Genomic DNA, 25437 nt, shown 5'->3' with positions numbered 1-25437 from the left:
CGGCTGGGAAAGCCATGAGTCATTCATCTTTCGCGCCGATCCGTTCGATCAGGCGCGCGTGGACGGCGCTCCCACCGGCGACGATCAGGGGGCGAGCCGTGTCGACGTCGAAGCGGGAGACCTCGCCTCCGGCCTCGCGCACGAGCAGGGCCCCGGCCGCGAAATCCCAGGGCTTCAGACCGCGCTCGAAATATCCGTCGAGACGTCCGGCGGCGACATAGGCGAGATCGAGCGCTGCCGCTCCCATCCGCCGCAGGTCCCGCGCGATCGGCATCACGCGCCTCACCGTCTCGATGTCGCCGTCGTGCGTGGCCGGGTCGTATCCGAAGCCCGTCGCCAGGAGCGCGCCTGCGGGCGTCTCGTCGGTGACCGCGAGTCGTTCGTCACCCAGCCAGGCGCCGTGCCCGCGCGCGGCCGAGAACAGCTCACCCAGCGCCGGTGCGAACACGACTCCGGCGAGATGCTGCCAGCTCGCCGGGTCTGCCGTTCCGCGCACGGCGGCGATGCTGACGTTGTAGGCGGGGATACCGGTGGCGTAGTTCACGGTGCCGTCGATCGGGTCGACGACCCACGTGATGCCGGTCTCGCCCTGCGCCGCCTCGGACTCCTCGCCGAGGAACCCGTCACCCGGCCGCGCCGCGTCGAGCCGGGTGCGGATCAGGGCCTCGACCTCGCGGTCGGCCTCGGTGACGATGTCGGCCAGCGTGGTCTTGGTCGCCGCGAGGGTGACACCCTCGCGGCGACGACGCTGCGCGAGCTCACCGGCCTCGCGTGCAATCTCCTGCGCGAGCTCGGCGAGCTCGACCTCGATCTCGCCGCTCACTGCGGAGGACGCGGGGCGGGAGGCGGCGGCGGGAAGGCTTCCTGCGTGTGCGGAGCCGAGGGCGCCGACTGCGGGGGTGCGGACTGAGGGGGCGCGGGCTGCGGCGGCGCTGCCTGCGGAGGGGCAGGCTGCGGGGGCGCGCTCGGGTACGCGAATCCGGGTTCGGCGGGAGCGGTCGGCACCGGAGGAACGCCGGGAACCGTGGGAGCCTGCGGCTCGGGAGCCACCGGGAACGACGTCGCCGGGAGCGCAGCCTGCGGTACGTAGGCCGTGGGCTGTCCCGTGTAGTAGGCGTTCCAGTCAGGGCTGCCATCGGGCAGTGCGGGCAGCGGGGTCACACCGTCGGCGAAGGTCGGCCACGAGAGGAACGCGCTGGCCGGAGGCGCCTGCTGAGCCGGCTTCTTCGGAGCGAAGAGCGCGTTGAGCAGGGGAACGAGCGTCGTTCCGACGGCGGCGAGGATCGTCAGCGCGACGACGATGCGCCAGTAGAGCTCGACGTACTCGAACGAGTCGGGGAAGGTCAGGTAGAACACGAGCATCGCCACGAGGCCGCCGAGGAAGACGACCGTGATGATGTAGATCACCCGGTTGAACGTGGTGGGGTGGCGCTGCGCCGCCGGGGTGAAGAGGCGCACGTGCAGCAGCGCGAGCTGCAGGATGCCGACCACGAGGAGCAGCTGGAAGAACCGCGCCGCTCCGTTGAAGTAGTAGTCGTCTTCGGGCAGCCAGATCTTGAAGGCACCGACGATCAGCGCGATGATCCAGGTGACCATGCTGGTGAGCGCCAGCCAGTCGGGGCGCTTGGGCGCGAGTCCCGCCTCGAGGATCGCGATGCCCGCGAATCCGGCGAACAGCAGGATCGTGAGGAATGCCCGGCCGATCAGGCCGTCCTGGTCACCGATCAGCACCCACACGACGCAGACGAGCGCTGCGGCGATCAGAGCCCCGATGGCGATCCAGATCGCTCCTCTGATCAGGAGCGACATGTTCTTCTTCTCTTCGGTCACGGTCTCCGGCTGGGACATGACGACCCTCCCCCTCTAGCGGCGTTGCCCCTCATCCTGCCATGCGAGCAGGGGCGGGCACTGCCCCGACGCCCCGGATGTGCACAAGCATCCGAAAGCCGACGTCGGTGCAGTCCGGGTCAGCCGGCCTTCTTCGCGGACGCGGCGGCGAACGCGGCGATCCGCGCCTGCGCGTCGGGCGTCTGCATCGCGGCGCCGATCGAGAGCGCCTCCGCGGTCAGCTGCTCGGCGAAGGTGCGCTCGGGTTGCGCACGCACCAGGTGCTTCGCCTGCCCGTAGGCATCCGCGGCCCCGGCGAGCCAGAAGCGGGCGATCTCCTCGCCGCGAGCCCGCACGAGGGCGGCCTCGGCCGCCGAGTCCTCGCCCGTCACCGTCTCGGCCGCGAGGCCCCACTCCACCGCTTCGTCGGCGGTCAGCAGGCGATCCTGCAGCACCAGCTGCAGTGCACGTCGCTGCCCGACTGCACGGGCGAGCTGAGCCGAGACCGACAGGTCAGGGGTGAGGCCGATGTTCGCGTAGAGGCTGCCGAGCCGCGATCGCGAGCCGACCACCGCGTAGTCGCTGCTGAGCAGAATCCCGAGTCCTCCGCCCGCGGTCGTGCCGTGCGCGGCCGCGACGACCGGCACCGACGATTCCGTCAGCGAGCGGATCCCGGTGTTGATGACCTTTGCCAGAGCCGTGATCTCATCGCCCGACCCCATGGTGGTCGCCATGTCGATCACATCACCGCCGGCGCAGAACGCGGGCCCTGCCGCATCGATCAGGATCGCCTTCACATCGGAGCGCGACGTCGCCTCGCCCGTGGCGTCGCGCCACGCGTGCGCGAGATCGGCGTTGAAGGCGTTGAGCCGAGCCGGGCGGTTCAGCGTGAGCCGAGCCATCCCCTCATCGACCGAGAACAGGATGGCATCGCTCATGGCTTCTCCTTCGAGCACAGGACGTTGCGTCCAGCGTAATCGCGGTCAGGCGTACTGCCACACCCGCGAGACGAACGCCTCCATGCGGCGGCGGGTGCCGTCGAGGCGGAAGTCGACCTGCCCGTCGGCCAGGACCTCGTTCGGCGCGAGCGGGTGTGCGAGCCGCACGTTCTCGTGGCACGAGAGATCGGCGCAGATGTAGGTGCCGAACGAGTCGCCCCGCTGCCCCGCCTCCCCCGCCCGCCGCGCCGAGAACAGCGTGACCTGGTTGCCCGGCTGCATGGTGCGGCAGATGTCGCACATGCCCGATCGGCCGCGCCCCGGGTCGGAGGCGCGCAACACGATGCCGACGATCTCGCCGTCATGCGGGATCAGCACGTACCCGCGGCGCCCGGCGCCCGGATCGCGCCACGCGAAGAAGTCGAGGTAGTCCCAGTCGACCAGCACGAAGTCGTGCGGCATCTCCATGACCCGGAGTTCGTCGGCATCCGCATTGACGAACGATGCCCGGACGTCTGCTTCGGTGAGCGCTCGCATCGTCCCAGTCTAGGAACTCGCGGGTGGGAACGGCTCGTAGAGTGGCGGGATGGCACACGCACTCGTCACCGGAGCATCCCGCGGCATCGGCCGGGCCACCGCGATCGCGCTGAGTGCTCGCGGCGATCGCGTCGCGGTGCACTACGGCAGCGACCGGGACTCCGCCGCCGAGACGCTCGCCCTGCTGCACGGCGACGGCCATCACCTGGTGGGCGGCGATCTCTCGGATCCGACGGATGCCGCGGCCATCGTCGACGAGGCGATCGCGGCGCTCGGGGTCATCGACGTGCTCGTGAACAATGCGGCGATCGCGCCGAGCCCGGCGACCTTCCATCGGGTGGATGCCGTGGACTACGCCACCTGGCAGGAGGCATGGACACGGATGCTCGACGTCGACCTCCGCGCCGCCGCCAACGTCTCCTATCTCGTCGCCAACGCGCTGATCCGCGCGGGTGCCGGCGGATCGATCGTGAACATCGGTTCACGCGGCGCCGACCGCGGCGAGCCCGACTTCCCCGCCTACGGGGCGGCGAAGGCGGGACTGCACGCGCTCGGCCAGTCGCTGGCCGTCGCGCTGGCTCCGCACGGCATCGCCGTCGCGACCGTCTCCCCCGGCTTCGTCGGGACCGAACGGCAGCAGTCGAAGCTCGCCGGCGCCGAAGGTGATTCCGTGCGCGCGCAGAGCCCGTTCGGCCGCGTCGGCACGCCCGAGGAGGTCGCCGCCGCGGTCGTCTACCTCACCTCGCCCGAGGCGCAGTGGGCGTCGGGTGCGGTGCTCGATCTCAACGGGGCTTCGTACTTGCGGTGAGCTCCGCGAAGGTGAACCGGAAACGAAGAAGGCCCCGCGATCGCGGGGCCTTTCTGGTGGCGAGTGAGGGATTCGAACCCCCGAATGCAGTGCAGTCTGATTTACAGTCAGATCCCTTTGGCCGCTTGGGTAACTCGCCAGAGCGCACCCGTCCAACTTGAACAGCCAACCGGGGGCACGAGTATTTATAGTACCCGCCGAACGCCGGTGGATGAAATCGAGCTGTCAGCTGCCCTGCGCGCCGCGCGCTGACTCCGCGAGCGACTCGGGAGTGCGCAGCAGACCGCCCTCGGCGCGGCACGTGGCCGCCGCGATGTCCATCGCCCGACGCAGCAGCGCCTGCCACTCCTCCGCCGCCTCAGGACGCGCTCCGACCAGCCCCGCAGCGACGGCGGCGAGGGTCGCATCGCCCGCTCCGACCGTGTCGACGATCGGCCCCGGCAGCGTCGCGATCGGCGCGGAGATCGTCGCGGCATCCGTCTCGATGACCGCGCCCTCCGAGCCCGCCGTCGCCAGCACCGCGCGCACGCCGAGGCCGCGCAGACGCACGCGCAGCGCGTCGAGGTCGCCGTCGTACAGCAGCGTCGCGTCATCGGCGCCCACCTTGACGATCTCGGTCGCCGCGGCGAGCCGCTCGAAGCCTCGCACGAACTCCTCCCGGTCGCTGAGCATGCCCGAACGCGGGTTGGGATCGATCGCGAGGCGCGCGTCGCCGACGGCATCCGCCAGCGCGTCGACCTCGGCGGGAACATCGAACGGGAAGCAGCTGATCGCCACGAGATCCGAGTCGGCGATCGCCCGCCGCGCGGCATCCGAATAGCGGATGCTGCGCCGCTGCGCCGCCTCGTTGAAGACGTACTCCGGCTCGCCGCTGGCGGAGCGCTGCACGGTCGCGCGCGACGATCCGTGCGGGGCCGGCTCGGCGATCAGCCGCACGCCGTGGTCATCGAGGTACTCACGGATGTGCTCGCCGGCCGCATCGTCGCCCACCATCGCGATCAGCGTCGTCGGCACGCCCAATCTGCGCAGGCCCACGGCCACGTTCAGGGCGGCCCCGCCCACCAGTTCGCGGATGCCCGCCTCGTCGCGGATCTCGTCGATCAGGGCGTCTCCGATGACGACCGCGGATCGGGAAGAAGTGTCTGTGCTCACCCGCCCGACATTACCGCGCCCCGCCGTCATCGTCCGCTCGCACGGCTCGGGATGACCGAGGAGTACGGTGTGGCTATGAAGGCACGCTCCGTTGCCGCCGTCGCGGCCCTCCTGCTCATCGCCGGCCTCACGGGCTGCGGCGCCGCCTCCGACGGAGACGGGGGCTCCTCCGCCTCTCCGTCGCCCTCGGAATCGGAATCGCCCACCGAGTCGGCATCCGCCTCCCCCACCCCGTCGCCGACACCCACCGCCGCCGCCGTGGCGCTGCCGACCGACTGCCGCGCGATCCTCTCCGAGGACGTGCTGTCGCAGCTCGGCGAGACGCCGCTCAACGACGCCGCGTTCGGACCGTCGGGCGTCGGCCCGAACGGAACCCTCACCTGCATCTGGCGCGACCCCGGCGCCGACACCACCGGCCTCGTCACCACGATCGAGCGCATGAACCGCGGACCCGCGCTCGATCTGCTCAATGATCTGGCCGACACCGAGGGCTTCAGTTGCTTCACGCCCGACGGCGGCACCCGCTGCGAGAAGACCTGGCAGAACGAGCAATACCCCGTGACCGACGGGCGCACCCTCTTCTGGCTCGACGACATCCTCATCGACACCCAGTACTCCAACCTCGCGCCCACCGGCTACACAGCCAGCATCATCGCGAGCATCTTCGACTAGGCATCCGCCCGCTCGGATGCCGGCGGGTACGACGAAGGCCCCGGGGAGAACCCCGGGGCCTTCGTTCACTCACTCACACTCAGTTGTACGTACCGGGCGTGATGTCGTCCGTCGAGAACGCGTCGAAGTCGACGTAACCGAAGTCACCGTCGGCGTACGCACCGTCGGATGCGAAGATCCGGTTCGGGTAGCGCTCGCTCTTGGCCTCTTCCGTTGCCTCGACCGTGACGTCGCGGTACTTCGAGAGACCGGTTCCGGCGGGGATGAGCTTTCCGATGATGACGTTCTCCTTGAGACCGACCAGCGGGTCGCGCTTGCCCTGCATCGCAGCCTCGGTGAGCACGCGGGTCGTCTCCTGGAAGGAGGCGGCCGACAGCCACGACTCCGTCGCGAGCGACGCCTTCGTGATACCCATCAGCTCCGAACGGCCCGACGCGGGGCGCTTGCCCTCGGCCACGGCCTCGCGGTTGATCGCCTGGTAGCGCTTGAGGTCGACCATCTCACCCGGCAGCAGGGTCGTGTCGGCGTGATCGACGACGGTGACCTTGCGGAGCATCTGGCGGACGATGACCTCGATGTGCTTGTCGTGGATCGGCACACCCTGCGAGCGGTACACGCCCTGGACGCCGTTGACGAGGTAACGCTGCACCTCGCGGGCACCCATGACACGCATGACCTCCTTGGGGTCGAGCGTGCCCACCAGGATCGGCTGACCGACCGTGACGTGCTGTCCGTCCTCGACCAGGAGCGTCGCACGACGCAGAACCGGGTAGATGACCGGCTCGTCGCCGTTGTCGGGGGTCAGGATGACCTTCTTGGCCTTGTCCGTCTCGTCGATCGTGATGCGGCCATCGGCCTCGGCGATCGGCGACGCACCCTTGGGGGTACGAGCCTCGAACAGCTCCTGCACACGGGGAAGACCCTGCGTGATGTCGTCTGCCGACGCGGAACCACCGGTGTGGAAGGTACGCATCGTCAGCTGGGTACCGGGCTCACCGATCGACTGGGCCGCGATGATGCCGACGGCCTCGCCGATGTCGACGGTCTTACCCGTCGCGAGCGAACGGCCGTAGCACTGAGCGCAGACACCGACGGCGGAGTCGCAGGTCAGGACCGAGCGCACCTTGATGGTCTCGACACCCGCCGCGACGAGCTTGTCGATGAGCACGTCACCCACGTCGTCACCGGCGTCGGCGAGGACCTCGCCCTTGCTGTCGACGACACCCGAGGCGAGCGTACGGGCGAACACCGAGTTCTCGACGTTCGCATCGCGCACGAGCTCACCCTGCGAGTTCGGAGCGGCGATCGGGAGCTCGAGGCCCTTCGACGTGCCGCAGTCCTCTTCGCGGATGATGACGTCCTGCGAGACGTCCACCAGACGACGGGTCAGGTAACCCGAGTCGGCGGTACGCAGAGCGGTGTCGGCCAGACCCTTACGGGTACCGTGCGTCGCGATGAAGTACTCCGCCACCGACAGACCCTCGCGGTACGAGGAGATGATCGGACGCGGGATGATCTCACCCTTGGGGTTGTTCACCAGACCACGCATACCCGCGATGTTGCGGATCTGCAGCCAGTTACCACGGGCGCCCGAGGACACCATGCGGTTGATGGTGTTGTCCTCCGGGAAGTGCGCCTTCATCGCGGCCTGCACCTCGTCGGTCGCCTCGGTCCAGATCTTGATGAGCTCCTGGCGACGCTCGGCGTCGGTCGTGAGGCCCTTCTCGTACTGGGACTGGACCTTCGCGGCCTGCTTCTCGTAGCCCGCGACGATCTCGGCCTTGTTCGGCGGCGTCAGGATGTCGCTCAGGGCGACGGTCACACCGGAGCGCGTGGCCCAGTAGAAACCGGCATCCTTGATGCGGTCCAGCGACGCAGCCGTCTCGACCTTCGGGTACTCCTCGGCCAGCTTGTTGACGATCTGCGACAGCTTGCCCTTGTCGGCCTGCTCGCGGACGAAGGGGTAACCCTTCGGCAGCGCGTCGTTGAAGATCGCCTGACCCAGCGAGGCGTCCACGAGACCGTGACGCTCGTACCCCTCGGGCGCTTCGCCCTCGAGGAACGTCAGACCCGGGATGCGGATGCGGATCTTGGCCTGCAGGTCGAGGGTTCCCTCGTCCTTCGCCAGGATCGCCTCGCCGACCGAACCGAATGCACGGCCCTCACCGGCTGCGCCCTCCTTGACCGTGGTCAGGTGGTGCAGACCGATGATCATGTCCTGCGAAGGCAGGGTCACCGGGCGGCCGTCGGACGGCTTCAGGATGTTGTTCGACGCGAGCATCAGCACGCGGGCCTCGGCCTGAGCCTCGACCGACAGCGGCAGGTGCACGGCCATCTGGTCACCGTCGAAGTCGGCGTTGAACGCCGCGCAGACGAGCGGGTGCAGCTGGATGGCCTTACCCTCGACGAGCTGCGGCTCGAACGCCTGGATGCCGAGACGGTGCAGCGTGGGCGCACGGTTGAGCAGCACGGGACGCTCGCGGATGATCTCCTCGAGCACGTCCCAGACCTCGGGACGGGTGCGCTCGACGGCGCGCTTCGCGGCCTTGATGTTCTGCGAGTGACCCAGGTCGATCAGGCGCTTGATGACGAACGGCTTGAAGAGCTCCAGAGCCATCTGCTTGGGCAGACCGCACTGGTGCAGCTTGAGCTGCGGTCCGACGATGATGACCGAACGGCCCGAGTAGTCGACGCGCTTTCCGAGCAGGTTCTGACGGAAACGACCCTGCTTACCCTTCAGCATGTCGCTGAGGGACTTCAGGGCGCGGTTGCCGGTACCGGTGACGGGACGACCACGGCGACCGTTGTCGAACAGGGCGTCGACGGCCTCCTGCAGCATGCGCTTCTCGTTGTTGACGATGATCTCGGGGGCACCGAGGTCGATCAGACGACGAAGACGGTTGTTGCGGTTGATCACGCGGCGGTACAGGTCGTTCAGGTCGGAGGTCGCGAAGCGGCCACCGTCGAGCTGCACCATCGGACGCAGCTCCGGCGGGATGACCGGGACGACGTCGAGGACCATCGCGGCCGGGCTCATGCCGGTCTCGAGGAACGAGTTGACGACCTTGAGACGCTTGATCGCGCGGATCTTGCGCTGGCCCTTGCCCTCGGCGATCTGCAGGTGCAGGTTCTCGGCCTCGGCCTGGAGGTCGAAGGCGGCGAGACGACGCTGGATCGACTCGGCACCCATGTAGGCCTCGAAGTACTGACCGAAGCGGTCCTGCAGCTCGTGGAAGACGTCGTCCTCGGGACGCAGTGCGCCGACCTCGAGCGTGCGGAAGTCCTCCCACACGCGCTCGAGCTTGGCGATCGCCTCGTCGGCACCCTTGCGGATGAGCGACATCTCCTTCTCGGCGGCGTCCTTGACCTTCTTCTTGGCGTCGGCCTTGGCACCCTCGGCCTCGAGAGCAGCGAGCTCCTCCTCGAGACGAGCGAGGCGCTCGGCGATCTTGGAGTCGCGGCGGTCGCCGAGCGTCTTCAGCTCGAGACGGACGTTGTTCTCCTGCGTTCCCAGGTCGCGGTGACGAGCATCCTCGTCGACCGAGATGACCATGTACGCGGCGAAGTAGATGACCTTCTCGAGGTCCTTCGGCGCCATGTCGAGCAGGTAGCCCAGACGCGAGGGAACGCCCTTGAAGTACCAGATGTGGGTGACGGGAGCGGCGAGCTCGATGTGACCCATGCGCTCACGACGGACGGAGCTCTTGGTGACCTCCACGCCGCAGCGCTCGCAGACGATTCCCTTGAAGCGGACGCGCTTGTACTTTCCGCAGGCGCACTCCCAGTCGCGGGACGGTCCGAAGATCTGCTCTCCGAAGAGGCCGTCCTTCTCGGGCTTCAGGGTGCGGTAGTTGATGGTTTCGGGCTTCTTGACCTCGCCGTAGGACCACGCGCGGATGTGGTCTGCGGTCGCCAGGCCGATGCGAAGCTCATCGAAAGTTGTGGACTCGAGCACTAGTTCTCCTGTGTCGGAAATTCTTTTTGAGAAGTCTGCTTCGGGGGGCCCGGGAATTGCGTCCCGGGCCCGTCCGAAGGATTAGATCTCGTCGATCGAGGCGGCCTCGAAGCGGCTGGAGATGTTGATACCGAGCTCTTCCGCGGCGCGGAACGCCTCGTCGTCGGTGTCGCGGAGGTTGACCAGCGTGCCGTCGGCCGAGAGGACCTCGACGTTCAGGCAGAGCGACTGCATCTCCTTCATGAGCACCTTGAACGACTCGGGGATGCCGGGCTCCTGGATGTTCTCGCCCTTGACGATCGCCTCGTAGACCTTGACGCGGCCGAGGATGTCGTCGGACTTGATCGTGAGGAGCTCCTGAAGGGCGTACGCGGCGCCGTAGGCCTCGAGGGCCCACACCTCCATCTCACCGAAGCGCTGTCCACCGAACTGCGCCTTACCACCGAGCGGCTGCTGGGTGATCATCGAGTACGGACCCGTGGAACGTGCGTGGATCTTGTCGTCGACCAGGTGGTGCAGCTTCAGGATGTACATGTAGCCCACCGAGATCGGCGCCGGGAACGGCTCACCGGAGCGGCCGTCGAACAGCTGCGTCTTTCCGGTCGAGTCGATCAGGCGAACGCCGTCGCGCGTCGGGAGCGTCGAGTCGAGGAGACCGGAGATCTCCTCCTCCGACGCGCCGTCGAACACCGGGGTCGCGACCTTCGTACCGGGAGCGGCCTCGAAAGCCTGCTCCGGCAGACGCACGGCCCACTCGGGGGTGCCCTCGACCTTCCAGCCCTGCTTGGCGATCCACCCGAGGTGGGTCTCCAGCACCTGGCCGAAGTTCATTCGGCCAGGGATGCCGAGCGGGTTCAGGACGATGTCGACCGGCGTTCCGTCCGCGAGGAACGGCATGTCCTCGATCGGGAGGATCTTCGCGATGACACCCTTGTTGCCGTGACGGCCGGCGAGCTTGTCACCCTCGGTGATCTTGCGCTTCTGGGCGATGTAGACCACGACGCGGCGGTTGACGCCCGAGCCGAGCTCGTCGTCGCCGTCCTCGGCGTTGAACTCCTTGACGGCGATGATCGTGCCCTGCTCACCGTGGGGAACCTTCAGCGACGTATCGCGGACCTCGCGGCTCTTCTCGTTGAAGATCGCGCGGAGCAGACGCTCCTCGGCCGACAGCTCGGTCTCGCCCTTCGGAGTGACCTTGCCGACGAGGATGTCGCCGGGGCGAACCTCGGCACCGATGCGGATGATGCCGCGCTCGTCGAGGTCCTTGAGCAGCTCCGGGCTGACGTTGGGGAGGTCACGGGTGATCTCCTCCTTGCCGAGCTTGGTGTCGCGCGCGTCGACCTCGTACTCCTCGATGTGAATCGAGGAGAGGGTGTCGTCCTTCACCAGGTCCTGGCTCAGGATGATCGCGTCCTCGAAGTTGTAGCCCTCCCACGTCATGAACGCGACGAGGAGGTTCTTTCCGAGGGCCAGCTCGCCGTTCTCGGTGGCGGGGCCATCGGCGATGACCTCTCCGACCTCGATGCGCTCGCCGGCAGTGACGACGACCTTCTGGTTGTAGGAGGTGCCCTGGTTGGAGCGGTCGAACTTGCGCAGGTGGTACTCCTGCGTGCCGCCCTCGTCGAGCATGACGACGACGCGGTCCGCGGAGACCTCGGAGACGACACCGGCCTTCTCGGCGGTGATCACGTCACCGGCGTCGATGGCCGTGTAGCCCTCCATACCGGTTCCGACGAGCGGCGAGTCGCTGCGCAGCAGCGGCACGGCCTGACGCTGCATGTTGGCACCCATGAGGGCGCGCTGCGCGTCGTCGTGCTCGAGGAAGGGCACGAGCGAGGTCGCGACCGACACCATCTGGCGCGGCGAGACGTCGATGTAGCCGATCTCCTCCGGGAGGAAGAGGTCGACCTCACCGCTACCGCCCTTGGGGCGCGCGAGGACGTGGCTCTCGCGGAAGCGACCCTTGGCATCGAGCGGGGCGTTGGCCTGCGCGATGTTGAAGTCGACCTCTTCGGAAGCCGTGAGGTAGTCGATCTGGTCGGTGACGACGCCACCCTCGACCTTGCGGTACGGGGTCTCGATGAAACCGAACGAGTTGATGCGCGCGAACGTCGCGAGAGCACCGATCAGACCGATGTTCGGGCCTTCCGGGGTCTCGATCGGGCACATGCGCCCGTAGTGCGACGGGTGGACGTCACGGACCTCGACGCCGGCGCGGTCACGCGAGAGACCACCCGGGCCGAGCGCCGAGAGACGACGCTTGTTGGTCAGACCCGCGAGCGGGTTGTTCTGGTCCATGAACTGCGACAGCTGCGACGTTCCGAAGAACTCCTTGATCGCGGCGACGACGGGGCGCACGTTGATCAGGGTCTGCGGCGTGATCGCCTCGATGTCCTGCGTGGTCATGCGCTCGCGGACGACGCGCTCCATGCGCGACAGACCGGTGCGGACCTGGTTCTGGATCAGCTCGCCGACCGCGCGGATGCGACGGTTGCCGAAGTTGTCGATGTCGTCGGTCGCGAGACGGATCTCGGCCTTCTTGCCGCCGCGGATGCCCGAGAAGGTCTCGGTGCCCGCGTGGATGCGCACGAGGTACTTGATCGTCGCGACGATGTCTTCGACCGTGAGGACCGAGTCCGTCAGCGGCGCGTCGAGACCGAGCTTGTGGTTGATCTTGTAACGACCCACCTTCGCCAGGTCGTAGCGCTTCGGGTTGAAGTAGAAGTTGTCGAGGAGCGCGCGGGCGGCCTCGGCGGCGACCTGCTCGCCCGGACGCAGCTTGCGGTAGATGTCGCGGAGCGCATCTTCCTTCGTGACGATGGTGTCCTTCGCGAGCGTCTCCTCGATCGAGGTGAAGCCGGCGAACTCCGCCAGGATCTCTTCGCTCGTCATGCCGAGGGCCTTGAGGAAGACGGTCACCGACTGCTTGCGCTTGCGGTCGATGCGCACACCGACCTGGTCGCGCTTGTCGATCTCGAACTCGAGCCATGCACCACGGCTCGGGATCACGCGCGCCGAGACGATGTCCTTGTCGGACGTCTTGTCGGGCGTCTTGTCGAAGTAGACACCGGGCGAACGCACCAGCTGCGAGACGACGACGCGCTCGGAGCCGTTGATGATGAACGTGCCCTTGCCGGTCTGGAGCGGGAAGTCGCCCATGAAGACCGTCTGGGTCTTGATCTCACCGGTGAGGTGGTTCATGAACTCGGCCTCGACGTACAGCGGAGCGGCGTAGGTCTTGCCACGCTCCTTGCACTCCTCGATCGAGTACTTCTCGGGCTCGAGGTACGGGTTCGTGAACGAGAGCTGCATCGTCTCGCCGAGGTCCTCGATCGGGGAGATCTCCTCGAAGATCTCGCCGAGACCGCTGATCTCGTTGACGTCGGTGCGGCCGGCCTTCTTGGCCTCGGCCACGCGGGCCTTCCAGTCGTCGTTACCGACGAGCCAGCCGAAGGACTCGGTCTGGAGGGCGAGAAGGTCGGGGACCGTCAGCGTGTCGGAGATCTTGGCGAACGAGAGGCGGGAAGCTCCGCGTCCGTTCTTGGTGGTGGTGGATGTGGATGCGTTGCGAGCAGCAGCCAAGGGAATAACCTCCGTGAGCCCCGCAGGGCTTCTCGATTCCTTTGTCGTCAGGTGGAGTGTGCGCTCAGAAGCTCAACGAAATGCCGACCACCATATGAGGGCATGGAGAAGCGAGCGCAACTACTAACTATAGACACGAATCTGCGACATGGCAAGTGGAGTCCTTGACCAATATCGGATGCTGCGGTATTGGCATCCGTCAGCGCGCTGTGGCGAGCGTCACACCCAGGTCCAGGTGACGAGCACCGACTCGGCGGTCTGCTGGCGCTCGACCGCCGGCACCGTGTCGCTGAAGGAGAACGTCACGACGTAGGTCTGGTCGGCGCTGCTGACGTAGTACTGATCGACGACGTACGAGACGCCCTCGCTCGACATCGCCGCCGAGATGTGCGCGGACTCGGAATCCGCGACGACGACGCGGTCGTGCACGACGACGTCGGTAGCGCCCACGGTCTCGAGCTCCTTCAAGCCCAGCGTCTCGACCTGGTCGGGCGTGACGACGCCGACCGGGGACTTGAGCACGTTCACGTTGTCGGCGAACCCGTCGGCGTCCTGGAGATCGGCGGCGAAGCTGTCGGGATCGAACCCGGGGATCTCCTGCTGCGGGTCCTCCCACCCCGCGGGCGCGATGAACGTGTAGCCGTCACCGGCGATCGTGGCTCCCGTCGCGGGCACGCCGTCGAGTTCGCCCGCCGTCGTCTCCTCGGCCTCGACCTCGGACGAGGACCCGCTCGTCTCCTGCGGGGTCGGGATGAGCGTCGAGCACCCGGTGAGGGTGAGGGCGGCGGCGACGAGCAGGGCGGCGGATCGAACAGGAGTGCGCATGCGACACATGCTATCCATTGCCTGCGACATCGCCGGCCGCCCGCCCCTCACGACGCGATGTCGAGTTCGTTCCCGGGGATCGAGGCGAGCAGACGACGCGTATAGGGGTCGCGCGGGTTCGTGAAGATCTCCTCCGACGACGCGGCCTCGACCAGGCTGCCGTCCTTCATCACGCACACGTAATCGCTGATGAGACGCACCACGGCGAGGTCGTGCGAGATGAAGAGATAGCTGAGCCCGTACTCGCTCTGGAGGTCGCCGAGCAGGGTGAGGATCTGGTCCTGCACCAGCACGTCGAGGGCGGAGACCGGCTCGTCGCACACGATGAGGTCGGGCGAGAGCGCGAGTGCACGGGCGATCGCGACGCGCTGGCGCTGACCGCCCGACAGCTCCGACGGATACCGCCCGAGCATCGACTGCGGCAGCGCCACGTCGTCGAGCAGCTGGCGCACGCGCGCACGACGTTCGGCGCCGCTCCCCCGGCGGTAGAACTCGAGGGGCTCGGCTATCAGACGCTCGATCGTGAACATCGGGTTCAGGCTGGAGTACGGATCCTGGAAGATCGGCTGCACGCGCTGGCGGAAGTCGCGCGTCTCGGCACGACTGAGCGACGCGACGTCCTTGCCCTCGAAACGGATCAGACCGCTGGTCGGCTCGATCAGCTTCAACAGCATCCGCGCCGTCGTCGTCTTGCCCGACCCCGACTCCCCCACGATCGCGACCGTCTCGCCGCGCGGGATCGCGAGCGACACGTCGTTGACCGCGACGAAGTCCTCGCCGCGTCCGCGCACCGGGTACACCTTGGTGAGGCCCTCGATCTCGACGATCTGGTCGGCCTTCGCGGCGGAAGCGGAATCCGTGGACGCGTCGACCGGGGCATCCGCTCGTTCCTCGACCTGGAAGGCCTCCGGACGCAGGCGCGCGGCCGCCACCGAGGGGGCGGCCTTCACGAGGGACTGCGTGTACGGATGCTGCGGATCCTCGAGGATCTGGCGGGCGGGGCCCTGCTCGACCACCTTGCCGCGGTGCATCACCACGACGCGCTCCGCGCGCTCGGCGGCGAGACCGAGGTCGTGCGTGATGAGCAGCACGGCGGTGCCGAGCTCGCGCGTCATCGCACCGATCTGATCGAGGATCGTGCGCTGCACCGTGACGTCGAGCGCGCTCGTCGGTTCATCGGCGATCAGCAGACGCGGCTTGCAGGCGAGGCCGATCGCGATCAGCGCGCGCTGCCGCATTCCGCCCGAGAACTCGTGCGGATACTGCTTCGCCCGCTTCTCGGGATCGGGCAGGCCCGCGGCGGTGAGCGCCTCGACGACCTTCTGCTGCACGTTCTGCCGCGTGGCGAGACCGTGCGCGAGCAACGTCTCGGCGACCTGGGTGCCGACCTTCGCGACCGGGTTGAGGTTCGACATCGGATCCTGCGGGACGAGACCGATGTCGCGCCCGCGGATCGTGCGGAGCTCGTTCTCGCCGGCGTGCGCGATGTCGCGCCCGTCGAGACGGATGCTGCCGCTGGCGACCCTGCCGCCTCCCGCGAGGAGGCCGATGATGGCCATCGCGGTCGTCGACTTGCCCGAACCGGACTCGCCGACGATCGCGACCGTCTCACCGGGCGAGATCTCGAGGTCGACCCCCTCGACGGCGTGCACGACGCCGTCCATGGTGGTGAAGTCGACCGCGAGCCCCTCGACGGAGAGGAGCGGGGTGTCGTTCATCGTGTTCTCCTGGGCGTTCATCGGGCACGCGTCCTCGGGTCCATGGCCTCGCGCAGCGCCTCACCGAACAGGGTGAAGCCCAGCGCGGTGACCGCGATGCAGATACCGGGCAGGAAGGCCAGCCACGGCGCGATCGAGAGTTCCGCCTGCGCGTAGGTGAGCATGCGACCCCACTCGGCCGTCTCGGGGCGACCGCCGCCGAGACCGAGGAACGAGAGCGCTGCGGCGTCGATCACCGCGGTCGCGAGCGTGAGCGTGCCCTGAACGATCACGGGACCGATCGCGTTCGGCAGCACGTGCGACATCGTGATGCGCCCCCGACCGAGACCGAGGGTCTGCGCCGAGAGCACGTAGTCGCTCGATCGCTGCTGCAGCATCGAGGCGCGCAGCAGGCGGGCGAAGATCGGCACCTGGGAGGCACCGATCGCGATCATCACCGCGAACGGCGTCTGGCCGAGGATCGCCGCGATCGAGACCGCGAGGAGCAGGTTCGGCACCGAGAGGATGATGTCGACGAAGCGCATGATCACGGTGTCGACCCAGCCGCCGAAGGTACCGGCGAGGAGACCGAGCAGCATGCCGCCGACGAGTCCCATCGCGGTGGAGATGACGCCGACGAGCAGCGACGCCCGCGCACCCCAGATCAGCTTCGAGAGCACGTCGCCGCCGAACCGATCCAGGCCGAGCGGGAACTGCGGCAGCTCCCCCGGTCCCGGGATGTAGGTCGGGGTGATGAACTTCGCCCCGGGGAGCGCGGTCTCGGGATACGGGGCGAGCAGCGGGGCGAGGCCCGCCACGAGGAGGAACAGCAGCACGATGATCGCGCCGATCCACGCCGTGGGGTTGCGGCGCAGACGTCGGAAGACGTCGCGCCAGAACCCGCCGGGTCCTTCCTTGATGCCGGCCTGGGCGATCGCGACGGTGTCGATCACGCCGCCGCCCTGGGCGGGTGGGAGTGCGACGCTCATGACATCGCCCCCTTCCGGATGCCGGTGATGGTCGTCATTGGACCCTCACTCTCGGGTCGATGAAGCTGTACGAGACGTCCACCGCGAGGTTGATCAGCGCGTACGCGATCGCGATGAAGATGATGAAGCCCTGCAGCACCGGGAAGTCCCGAGTGAAGATCGCCCGGGCCAGGAACGACCCGATCCCCGGGAAGGCGAACACCGTCTCGGTGAGCACCGCCCCCGAGATGAGCAGACCGGTCTGCAGACCGATCGTCGTGATGACGGGCAGCATGGCGTTGCGCAGGATGAAGCGGTTGCGGAGCGTCGACGATCCGACGCCCTTCGCCCGCCCGGTGCGCACGTAGTCGGCGTTCTGCACCTCGAGCACGCTCGCCCGCGTGATGCGCACGATGATCGCGAGCGGGATCGTGCCCAGCGCCAGAGCCGGGAGGATCAGGTGCAGGATCGCGTCCCACGCGGCATCGAACTCGCCCGTGATGAGACCGTCCCACACGTAGAAGCCCGTGGGATGCGTGGCGTCGATCCTCGGATTCTGCCTGCCGTCGGAGGGCAGCCAGCCCAGTTGCACGGCGAAGATGTACTTCAGGATGAACGCGAGGAAGAACACCGGGATGGTGATGCCGATCAGGCTCAGCACGACCGAGGCGTGGTCGCTGAACTTGCCGTGGCGGCGCGCCGCCCAGTAGCCGAGCGGGATACCGACGCCGACCGCGAAGATGAGCGCGACGACGCTGAGCTCGATGGTCGCCGGGAAGCGGCGGAAGAACTCCTCGACGACCGGCCGGTTGGTCTGGATCGAGGTGCCGAAGTCGCCCTGGAGCAGCCTCGTCACCCAGACGAAGTACTGCTCGATGAGCGGTTTGTTGAATCCGTAGAGTTCGTTGACCCTCTCGATGGCCTCGGGGGTCGCCTTCTCACCGAGAAGGGCGACGGCCGGGCCGCCGGGGAGGGCTCTGACCCAGGCGAACAGCAGGATGCTGAGGCCGATCAGAGTGGGGATGAGGAACAGCAGTCGCCCGCCGATGGTGCGCAGCACAGAGATCTCCGTAGATCGGGCGCACACCCTTCGTCTCGCTCCGCTCGCTCAGGGACCGGGAGGCCGGTCCCTGAGCGAGGAGCGGAGCGATGAGACGAAGGGTGCGCGTCGGTCGGGCCTACTTGGTGAGGACGATGTCCGTGAAGACCTCGTCGTTCACCGGGCTGGCCGGGTAGCTCTCGACGCGCGGATCGAACGCCAGTGTGGGCGCCGGGTGCGCGAGCGGAACACCGGGGATGAACTGGGCGACCATCTCATTGATCTCTTCGTACAGAGCCGTCTGGTCCTCGAGGTTCGGCACGCCGCGCGCCTCTTCGAGCTTCTGGAAAAGCTCCGGGTTGTCGAAGCCCCACTCGGAACTCTGCTGGCCGAAGAAGACGCCGACGAAGTTGTCGGTGTCGTTGTAGTCACCGGTCCACCCGAGGAGGTGGATGCCGTGATCCGACGTACCGGTGGTGCGGTCGAGGTACTCGACCCATTCCTCCGAGACCGGCGTGGTCTCGACGCCGACCTCTGCGAGCTGCGACGAGAGCACCGTGAAGATCTGCTCGGGGTCCGGCATGTACGGACGCGAGATGTTCACCGGGTAGTTGAAGGTGAGCTTCAACGGGTTGGCCTCGTCGTAGCCGGCCTCGGCGAGCAGCTCCTTGGCCTTCTCGGGGTCGTAGTCGTAGGTCGTGACATCGGGGTTGTAGCCGTTGACGACCTCGGGCACGAACTCGATGGCCTTCTCGGTGCCCTCGGGGAGCACCTGGCTGATCAGCGCGTCCTTGTCGACTGCGTACGACAGCGCCTCACGGACCTTCGGGTCCTGAAGCTCGGGGATCGCCTGGTTGAACGCCAGGTAGAGGATCGTGAACGGTGGGCGCGACACCATGGTGAAGCCGTCGTCCTCGAGCGCCTGGGTGTCGGCCGGGCCGACGAGGTCGTAGCCGTCGATCGAGCCGGACTCCAGAGCTTGGCGGGCGGCCGTCGGGTCGCCGATCGTGCGGAAGATGATCTCGTCGATCTGCCCGGCGTCACCCCAGTAGCCGTCGTAGGCCTTGAGCGTAAGCTGCTCGCCCGGCGCCCATTCCTCGAACTGGTACGGGCCCGTACCGACCGGGTGGCCCATGGCGTACTCCGAGAGCTGCGGAGCCTCGGCGGATCCGCCCACCTCGTCGGCGCCGAACTCCTGCATCGCCGAGGGGCTCTGCATCGCGAACGACGGCAGCGACAGCGAGGCCACGAAACCGGCGAAGGGCTTGTTCAGCTCGATCGTGACGGAGTAGTCGCCGTCGGGCGTGCACGACTTGTACACGGCATCCGCTGCGGTGTCGGCGTAGCCCTTGAAGAGCTTGTTGTAGTAGTAGCCGAAGGCCTCGGACGCGGCGAGGCCGGTCCAGTTGTACCAGCGGTCGAAGTTGACGCAGACGGCCTCGGCGTTGAACGGCGTGCCGTCCTGGAAGGTCACGTCCTCCTTGAGGGTGAAGGTGTGACTCATGCCGTCCTCCGACGACTCCCAGCTCTCGGCGAGGAGCGGCGCGGGGTCGGCCGTTCCCGGCTCGGTGCCGACGAGACCCTCGAAGATCTGCCGGGAGACGCGGAAGCTCTCGCCGTCCTGCGCGAACGCGGGGTCGAGGCTGGCCGGGTCGGACGATGCGGCGAACACGAAGGTGCCGTCGACGTCGCCGGACCCTTCCGAATCGTTGTCGCCGCGCTCGCTCGCGACACAACCCGCGAGGGCGAGGGCGGCGATCGTCGCCCCCGTGATGGCGACGAGACCGCGTCGTCGAAGTGGTGACTGGTGCATGGATGAACCTTCCCTGTGGGGCGTTTCGCTGCGCATGCGGGCATCGTCGCCCGCATGGTGATTCCCTCGACGCTACTCAGTGGATGTTGGTATGCCAAGACTCTCGCGTTACGAGAGTGTTGCGATCCGGTATCGCGATCTCCGGACCCGGGTCTCAGCGCCGGTGGTGCACCGCGGCGTCGTGCGTGAGCCGAAGCGGGATCGACACGGGCTCGCCGCGGTGCTGCACGACGCGCACGAAGAGCACGTCGACGAGGGCCAGCTGCGCGATCCGGCTCGACATCGCCGCCATCCGGAACGGCGACTCGTAGGCGTGCGTGAGGAGCACGAGCTCGGCGGTCCGCGCGAGCGAGGAGTCGGCGACACCGGTCACCGCGACGGTGAGCGCACCGGCATCCCTCGCCACCTCCAGCGCACGCAGCGTCTCGACCGTCTCGCCGCTGTGCGAGAAGGCGACCGCCACGTCATCGGACGTGCGCAACGCGGCCGCGGTGAGCGCCAGGTGCGGATCGGCCGAGTGCGAGACGGCGCTGCCGATGCGCGAGAGCTTCAGCTGCAGATCCTGCGCGGCGAGCGATGAGGCCGCCTGGCCGAAGAGGTCGATGTGGCGGGCATCGACGAGGGCCCGCGCCGCCCGATCCAGGGTCGCCGCATCGAGCCCGTGAGCGGTCCTCTCGATCGCGTCGATCTGCTGGGCCGCGAGCTTCGCGGCGATCGTGGCGGGGCCGTCGTCGGCCGAGATCGTCGTCGAATCCAACCCGAAGCGCGCCTGCTGCGCCTGGGCCAGCGTCACCGAGCGCGCGACCGCCACGCGCAGCTCGCGGTAACCGCTGAAGCCCAGCGACTGCGCGAAGCGCGCGACGGTCGACAGCGATGTGCCGCACAGCTCGGCGAGGTCGGTGATCGCGAGTTCGACGACGAGCATCGGGTCGTCGAGGATCCGCTCGGCCACGCGCGTCTCGGCCGCGCTCAACTTCGGGGCCGAGCGGCGGACCAGCGCGAGAACGTCGTCGTCCATCGTGCGCACCCGTCTCAGCCGGCGGCGCCGACCAACCGCTCCCGTGCCATCTGCGCGCCCAGCCTGCTGGCGGCTCCCACCTCGATCGTCGGCAGCGGGAGCGCCGTGCGTGCGGCGAGGCCCACGTTGACGACGACGGCGTCGGGGTCGCGCACGGCGGCGCGCTCCACGAGTGCACGCTGCGCGGCATCCGCATCGGGACGGTCAATGAGCAGCACGGTCGTACCCTCCGTCGACACCGCGTCGTCGAGCACCCGATCCTGCTCCTCGACCGAGGTGTGCGCGACGTCGAGGCGCACGCGGCGCCCGTCGTCGGCGAGCGTCGCCGAGACGTACGCCGAGGCGCTGTCGACGGCCAGCGTCGAACGGCGGCGTGCATCGACGACCGACAGAGCGGATGCCGCAGCCGGGGCGTCTCCGACGACGCTGATCGCACGGCGCACGACATCGGTCGCGTCGAACTCCTCGATGCCGTCCGACACTTCGGCGGCGGCCGCACGGAGCTTGCGTGCGAGGGCCGCCACGCGACCGGTGGCCTCCTCGACGCGCTCACGGGAGAGCGACCCGTCGCGCAGCGCTGCGACGATGCCGTCGCGCGCGGCGCGGAAGTCGCGCTCGTCCTGGTCGGGGAGGGCATCGTCGCCGGGGTTCGTCGGGTTTCCGATGCAGAGCAGGTCGGCGCCGGCCGCGAGGGCCTGCGCCGCTCCCCCGCCGATCCCGACGGTCTCCCGGATGGCCGCCATGTCGAGCGCGTCGGTGATGATGACGCCCTCGAAACCCCACTCGCGCAGCATGCCGAGCACCCGCGGGTTGAGGGTGGCGGGCTGGTCGCCCCACGCCGGGACGACGATGTGGGCGGTCATGATGCTGTCGACCCCGGCCTCGACCGCGGCACGGAACGGCGCGAGGTGCACGCGCTCGTACTCGTCGATGTCGAGCGCGATCTCGGGCAGCGCGTGGTGCGAGTCGAGATGTGTGTCGCCGTGACCCGGGAAGTGCTTGATGCACGCGGCGACGGCGCCGTCCTGGATGCCGTCCACCGCCGCGATCACGTGACGCGTGACGAGCGGCTCCTCGGAACCGAACGCCCGCACGCCGATCACGGGGTTGCGCGGATCGGTGTTCACGTCGGCGACGGGACCCAGCACGACGTTCGCACCGACCGCACGCACGCGACGGGCGAGCTCGGCACCGGTGCGCTCGGTCGCGACGAGGTCGTCGAGTGCGCCGAGCTGAGCGGCTCCGGGGAGCGTGGACCCGGTGGCCGACTCGAGGCGGGTGACGCTGCCGCCCTCCTCGTCGACGCCGATCAGGGCATCCGGGTTGGCGGCGAGGATCTCGGCGCTCAGCGCCGACAGCCCCTCGCCCACGTTCTGGCCGAAGTACACGACGCCGGCGAGGCCGTCACGCAGCTCGGAGGTCAGCCAGGCGGGCGCCTCGGTACCGAAGAAGCCCGGCCAGAGCACGCCGTTCGCGAGGCGCTCGAGGTCGTCGGTCATCCCTTCACGGCTCCCGCCACCATGCCCGAGGCCAGACGGCGCTGCACGATCACGAAGAAGATCATGACCGGGAGGGTGATGATCGTCGACGCGGCCATGATGCTGCCCCAGTCGTTGGCGAACAGGCCGAAGAACGACTTGAGACCGATCGAGACCGTGTACTGGTCGGTCTGCGCGCCGAGGATCGTCATCGCGAAGATGAACTCGTTCCACGCGGTGATGAAGCTGAAGATGCTCGTCGCGACCAGGCCCGGCATGACCAGCGGCAGCAGGATCGAGCGGAACATGCGCCACCAGCTCGCGCCGTCGATGTAGGCGGCCTCTTCGAGTTCGACCGGGACGGCCGCGACGAATCCGCGCAGCATCCAGATGCCGAAGGCGAGCGAGAGCGCGACGTACACGACCATCAGACCGAGGATGCTGTTGAGGAGTCCGAGGCTCTTCACCTGGAGGAACAGCGGGATGACGAGCGCCTCGAGCGGCACCATCTGCACGACGAGGATCATCATGAGGATCGTGGTGCGGAACTTGAACTTGAAGCGGGCGACCGCGACGGCGGCGAGGAGGCACACGAGCGCGCTCACGACGACGGTGACGATCGCCACGATCGCCGAGTTGCGCAGGAAGGTGCCGAACCCGCCCTCGGTGAGGACGAACGCGAAGTTGTCGAAGGTGAACTCCTGCGGCAGCAGCGACTGCCCACCGCTCGAGGCCTTCTTGTCGAAGGCGCTGGAGACCATCCAGTACACGGGGAACAGCGTGAAGATCAGGACGGCCGCGACGGCGATCCCGATACCGATGCGGGAGCGGAGGGATGCGCGCGGGTTCACAGCTCGTCCTCCTTCATGAGGGATCGGATGTACACGATCGTGATGCCGATCAGCACGAGGGTGAGCAGCACGGCGAGGGCCGCACCGAAGCCGTAGCGGTTCTGACCGAACGACTCGACGTACGACCAGACGCCGAGGTTGAGCACCTGGCGGTTGCCGCCGCCACCGCCGGGCATCAGGTACACCTGGGCGAAGACCTTGAAGTCCCAGATCGTCGACAGGATGATGACGACCGAGAAGACGGGCTTGAGGGTCGGGAAGATGATCTTCCAGAAGCGTCGCCACGCGCCGGCGCCGTCGAGGGCCGCGGCCTCGAGCATCTCCTTCGAGACGCCGAGGAGTCCGGCGAGCACGGTGATCGCGACGAACGGGAAGCCGTGGTGCACGACGTTCAGCAGCACGATCGCGTAGAACGACCACTGGTTCGTGAACCAGTTGATCGACTGGTCCATGAGGCCGAGGTCTCGCAGGACGGAGTTGAAGATGCCGCGGTCGGCATCGAAGATGAAGGTCCAGACGTAGGTGCCGGTCACCGCGGGCATCGCCCACGCGACCATGATGCAGCTCGAGACGATGACGCGCCACGTGGTGCCGAGGCGAGCGAGCAGCAGGGCGACGAGCGTGCCGACCGCCACGGTGACGAAGACCGCCACCGCGGCGAACCCGACGGTGTTGGGCAGGACCACCGTCCACAGGGTCGGGTTGGTGAGCGCCTCGACGTAGTTGTCGAAGCCGATCCAGTTGTTCTCCCCGGTGTTGATCTCGCGCAGACCGTAGTCCTGCAGCGAGTAGATGAACACCTGGATGAGCGGCCAGAGCATGAGCACCGCGAGGATGATCAGCCCGGGCGCGAGGAGGAGCCAGGGGCGGGCCGTGACGATCGAGAGACCGCGACGCTTCCGGCCGCCGGCCACGGAGGCGGAGGGGGACTCCGCCTTCGTGGCCGGCAGTGGCGCTTGCACCATCGACATGGAAGGAGTGCTTCCTTACTGGTTGAGCAGGTCCGTCATCTCAGCGGCGGCATCCTTCGTCGCGGTCGCGACGTCCTTCTGCCCGCTGAGGATGGCCTGGATCATGGAGTTGGTCGTCTTCTTCGCCTGGACGGCGCCGAAGTTCGGGGTGACCGGGACGGATGCTCCGCCGTCGACCATCTGCTCGGCGAACGGTGCCACGAGCGGGTCGGTCGAGGCGAGGGCCTCTTCCATCGCGGACTGGACGCCCGGGAAGTAGCCGGTCTCGTTCGACCACTGCTCGGCGAACTCACCGGTGGTCATGAGCTTGACGAACTCCCACGCGAGGTCGGCGTTCTTGGTCGTGTTGAAGACCGAGAGGTGCGATCCGCCGAGCACGGACGGGGCGATGCCGCCGTCTTCGCCGGGGATGACCGCCGCGCCGATCTTGCCCTCGAGGTCGGGGTTCGCCTCGATGAGCGACTTCGGCGTCCACGAGCCCGAGAGCATCATGGCGACGTTGCCCTGCGTGAACGCGTCACGGAGGTCGGTCTCCTTCCAGGTGGTGGCACCTGCGGAGGAGAAGCCGTGCTCGGTCGCGAGACCGGTGTAGAACTCGATGCCGGCCTGCGACTCGGTGCTGTCGAGCTCGCTGGTCCAGGTGTCGCCGTCCTTCGTGGCGATCTCTCCGCCCGCACCCCAGACCCAGGGGTAGACCTGGAACTCGGCGTCACCCGGAACCGGGAACGGGAGCATGTCGGGCTTGGCGGCCTTGATCGCGTCGCCCGCGGCGATGATGTCGTCCCACGTCTTCGGAGCCTCGAGACCGAGCTCCTCGAACACGTCGGCGCGGTAGACGAGCGAACGCACGCCGGCGTACCACGGCATGCCGTAGAGCTCGTCGTCGTAGGTTCCCGCGACCTCGAGGCCCTCGACCAGGTCGTCGCGCAGGCCGTCCTCGGCGTCGACGTACTCGTCGAGCGGGAGGAGGGCGCCGGCGTCGGCGAACTCGGCGGTCCAGGTGGTGCCGGTCTCGGCGATGTCGGGGGTGGTGCCGCCGGCGATCGAGGTGACGAAGCGATCGTGCGCGTCAGCCCACTGGATCTCCTCGATGTTGACCGTCGCTCCGGTCTCCTCTTCGAAGGCCGCGGAGACCTTGTCGTAGAAGGCGGTGGAATCGGGGTTCGTGCCCTTCATGATCCAGACGGTGAGCTCCTGGCCCTCTCCGTCTGCTGCTCCGCCGTTGTCGCCGCCGCCGGCGCAGCCGGCCAGCGCGAGCGAAGCCACGGCGCCGAGCGCCACGACCGGAAGAATGCGCTTGTGCATC

At 68.0% G+C, this 25437-nt stretch carries 19 protein-coding genes and 1 tRNA gene; 2 read left to right on the top strand and 18 right to left on the bottom strand.

Features of this window, described 5'->3' with window-relative positions; translation table 11 throughout:
- Positions 1-19 precede the first annotated feature (19 nt).
- The 4 genes from KV396_RS10650 to KV396_RS10635 form a co-directional block, all read right to left on the bottom strand.
- Positions 20-823, bottom strand: a complete 804-nt coding sequence (locus KV396_RS10650; RefSeq protein WP_247955701.1) for an inositol monophosphatase family protein — start codon at positions 821-823, stop codon at positions 20-22.
- Complete coding sequence (locus KV396_RS10645; RefSeq protein ID WP_247955700.1) at positions 820-1848, bottom strand: hypothetical protein; 1029 nt, start codon at positions 1846-1848, stop codon at positions 820-822. Before KV396_RS10645 ends, KV396_RS10650 begins: the two co-directional genes overlap by 4 nt.
- A gap of 119 nt (positions 1849-1967) precedes the next feature.
- Positions 1968-2765, bottom strand: coding sequence for an enoyl-CoA hydratase/isomerase family protein (locus KV396_RS10640; RefSeq protein ID WP_247955699.1), 798 nt, complete (start codon positions 2763-2765; stop codon positions 1968-1970).
- Positions 2766-2810: 45 nt separating this feature from the next.
- Positions 2811-3302: an FBP domain-containing protein gene (locus KV396_RS10635; protein WP_247623208.1), complete on the bottom strand. Its 492-nt coding sequence runs from the start codon at positions 3300-3302 to the stop codon at positions 2811-2813.
- A gap of 49 nt (positions 3303-3351) precedes the next feature.
- On the opposite strand from KV396_RS10635, the gene KV396_RS10630 reads away from it, so the two are divergent.
- Positions 3352-4110: an SDR family NAD(P)-dependent oxidoreductase gene (locus KV396_RS10630; RefSeq protein ID WP_247632775.1), complete on the top strand. Its 759-nt coding sequence runs from the start codon at positions 3352-3354 to the stop codon at positions 4108-4110.
- A gap of 54 nt (positions 4111-4164) precedes the next feature.
- Here the strand turns inward: KV396_RS10630 and KV396_RS10625 are convergent.
- Positions 4165-4249: transfer RNA gene (locus tag KV396_RS10625), tRNA-Tyr, on the bottom strand.
- An 86-nt stretch (positions 4250-4335) separates the two neighbouring features.
- Positions 4336-5262, bottom strand: a complete 927-nt coding sequence (locus KV396_RS10620; RefSeq protein ID WP_247955698.1) for a carbohydrate kinase family protein — start codon at positions 5260-5262, stop codon at positions 4336-4338.
- A 75-nt stretch (positions 5263-5337) separates the two neighbouring features.
- Here KV396_RS10620 and KV396_RS10615 point away from each other — a divergent pair, with 75 nt between their 5' ends.
- Positions 5338-5934 carry a hypothetical protein gene (locus KV396_RS10615; RefSeq protein WP_247955697.1) on the top strand — a complete coding sequence of 199 codons (597 nt, stop codon included), beginning with the start codon at positions 5338-5340 and terminating at the stop codon, positions 5932-5934.
- Between the two features lie 79 nt (positions 5935-6013).
- Here the strand turns inward: KV396_RS10615 and rpoC are convergent, their stop codons facing one another.
- From rpoC to KV396_RS10555, 12 genes are all read right to left on the bottom strand, one after another.
- The gene (gene rpoC, locus KV396_RS10610) at positions 6014-9889 is read right to left on the bottom strand and encodes a DNA-directed RNA polymerase subunit beta' (protein WP_247623213.1); all 3876 of its coding nucleotides are present in this window, start codon (positions 9887-9889) and stop codon (positions 6014-6016) included.
- A gap of 81 nt (positions 9890-9970) precedes the next feature.
- Positions 9971-13471 (bottom strand): DNA-directed RNA polymerase subunit beta, encoded by a 3501-nt coding sequence (gene rpoB, locus KV396_RS10605; RefSeq protein WP_247632778.1) that lies wholly within the window; start codon positions 13469-13471, stop codon positions 9971-9973.
- Between the two features lie 219 nt (positions 13472-13690).
- Positions 13691-14296 carry a hypothetical protein gene (locus tag KV396_RS10600; RefSeq protein WP_247955696.1) on the bottom strand — a complete coding sequence of 202 codons (606 nt, stop codon included), beginning with the start codon at positions 14294-14296 and terminating at the stop codon, positions 13691-13693.
- A gap of 47 nt (positions 14297-14343) precedes the next feature.
- Positions 14344-16035 carry an ABC transporter ATP-binding protein gene (locus KV396_RS10595; protein WP_247955695.1) on the bottom strand — a complete coding sequence of 564 codons (1692 nt, stop codon included), beginning with the start codon at positions 16033-16035 and terminating at the stop codon, positions 14344-14346.
- Positions 16032-16982, bottom strand: coding sequence for an ABC transporter permease (locus KV396_RS10590; RefSeq protein ID WP_247623217.1), 951 nt, complete (start codon positions 16980-16982; stop codon positions 16032-16034). The genes KV396_RS10595 and KV396_RS10590 overlap by 4 nt, the downstream gene beginning before the upstream one ends.
- 34 nt (positions 16983-17016) lie before the next feature.
- Positions 17017-18021 (bottom strand): ABC transporter permease, encoded by a 1005-nt coding sequence (locus KV396_RS10585; RefSeq protein WP_247623218.1) that lies wholly within the window; start codon positions 18019-18021, stop codon positions 17017-17019.
- Between the two features lie 118 nt (positions 18022-18139).
- A complete protein-coding gene (locus tag KV396_RS10580) occupies positions 18140-19813 on the bottom strand; it encodes an ABC transporter substrate-binding protein (RefSeq protein ID WP_247955694.1) in 1674 nt (557 codons plus the stop codon).
- Positions 19814-19967: 154 nt separating this feature from the next.
- The gene (locus tag KV396_RS10575; protein WP_247955693.1) at positions 19968-20831 is read right to left on the bottom strand and encodes a MurR/RpiR family transcriptional regulator; all 864 of its coding nucleotides are present in this window, start codon (positions 20829-20831) and stop codon (positions 19968-19970) included.
- A gap of 14 nt (positions 20832-20845) precedes the next feature.
- Positions 20846-22330, bottom strand: a complete 1485-nt coding sequence (locus KV396_RS10570) for a glycoside hydrolase family 3 N-terminal domain-containing protein (RefSeq protein WP_247955692.1) — start codon at positions 22328-22330, stop codon at positions 20846-20848.
- Complete coding sequence (locus tag KV396_RS10565) at positions 22327-23160, bottom strand: carbohydrate ABC transporter permease (RefSeq protein ID WP_247623222.1); 834 nt, start codon at positions 23158-23160, stop codon at positions 22327-22329. Before KV396_RS10565 ends, KV396_RS10570 begins: the two co-directional genes overlap by 4 nt.
- Complete coding sequence (locus KV396_RS10560; RefSeq protein WP_247955691.1) at positions 23157-24131, bottom strand: carbohydrate ABC transporter permease; 975 nt, start codon at positions 24129-24131, stop codon at positions 23157-23159. Before KV396_RS10560 ends, KV396_RS10565 begins: the two co-directional genes overlap by 4 nt.
- A gap of 15 nt (positions 24132-24146) precedes the next feature.
- On the bottom strand, positions 24147-25436 hold the full coding sequence (locus KV396_RS10555) for a sugar ABC transporter substrate-binding protein (protein WP_247623224.1): 1290 nt from the start codon (positions 25434-25436) through the stop codon (positions 24147-24149).
- Between the last annotated feature and the right edge of the window lies 1 nt (position 25437).

The organism is Microbacterium galbinum (assembly GCF_023101185.1).
GTDB classification, from domain to species: Bacteria; Actinomycetota; Actinomycetes; order Actinomycetales; family Microbacteriaceae; genus Microbacterium; species Microbacterium galbinum.
This window is presented reverse-complemented; position numbering and strand designations above follow the sequence as displayed.

Excerpts from the sequence above, each read along its gene's own strand:
- KV396_RS10645 (WP_247955700.1), bottom strand. The coding sequence starts at position 1,848 with ATGTCCCAGCCGGAGACCGTGACCGAAGAGAAGAAGAACATGTCGCTC.
- KV396_RS10640 (WP_247955699.1), bottom strand. The coding sequence starts at position 2,765 with ATGAGCGATGCCATCCTGTTCTCGGTCGATGAGGGGATGGCTCGGCTC.
- KV396_RS10635 (WP_247623208.1), bottom strand. The coding sequence starts at position 3,302 with ATGCGAGCGCTCACCGAAGCAGACGTCCGGGCATCGTTCGTCAATGCG.
- KV396_RS10630 (WP_247632775.1), top strand. The coding sequence starts at position 3,352 with ATGGCACACGCACTCGTCACCGGAGCATCCCGCGGCATCGGCCGGGCC.
- KV396_RS10615 (WP_247955697.1), top strand. The coding sequence starts at position 5,338 with ATGAAGGCACGCTCCGTTGCCGCCGTCGCGGCCCTCCTGCTCATCGCC.
- KV396_RS10600 (WP_247955696.1), bottom strand. The coding sequence starts at position 14,296 with ATGCGCACTCCTGTTCGATCCGCCGCCCTGCTCGTCGCCGCCGCCCTC.
- KV396_RS10595 (WP_247955695.1), bottom strand. The coding sequence starts at position 16,035 with ATGAACGCCCAGGAGAACACGATGAACGACACCCCGCTCCTCTCCGTC.
- KV396_RS10590 (WP_247623217.1), bottom strand. The coding sequence starts at position 16,982 with ATGAGCGTCGCACTCCCACCCGCCCAGGGCGGCGGCGTGATCGACACC.
- KV396_RS10580 (WP_247955694.1), bottom strand. The coding sequence starts at position 19,813 with ATGCACCAGTCACCACTTCGACGACGCGGTCTCGTCGCCATCACGGGG.
- KV396_RS10575 (WP_247955693.1), bottom strand. The coding sequence starts at position 20,831 with ATGGACGACGACGTTCTCGCGCTGGTCCGCCGCTCGGCCCCGAAGTTG.
- KV396_RS10570 (WP_247955692.1), bottom strand. The coding sequence starts at position 22,330 with ATGACCGACGACCTCGAGCGCCTCGCGAACGGCGTGCTCTGGCCGGGC.
- KV396_RS10560 (WP_247955691.1), bottom strand. The coding sequence starts at position 24,131 with ATGTCGATGGTGCAAGCGCCACTGCCGGCCACGAAGGCGGAGTCCCCC.
- KV396_RS10555 (WP_247623224.1), bottom strand. The coding sequence starts at position 25,436 with ATGCACAAGCGCATTCTTCCGGTCGTGGCGCTCGGCGCCGTGGCTTCG.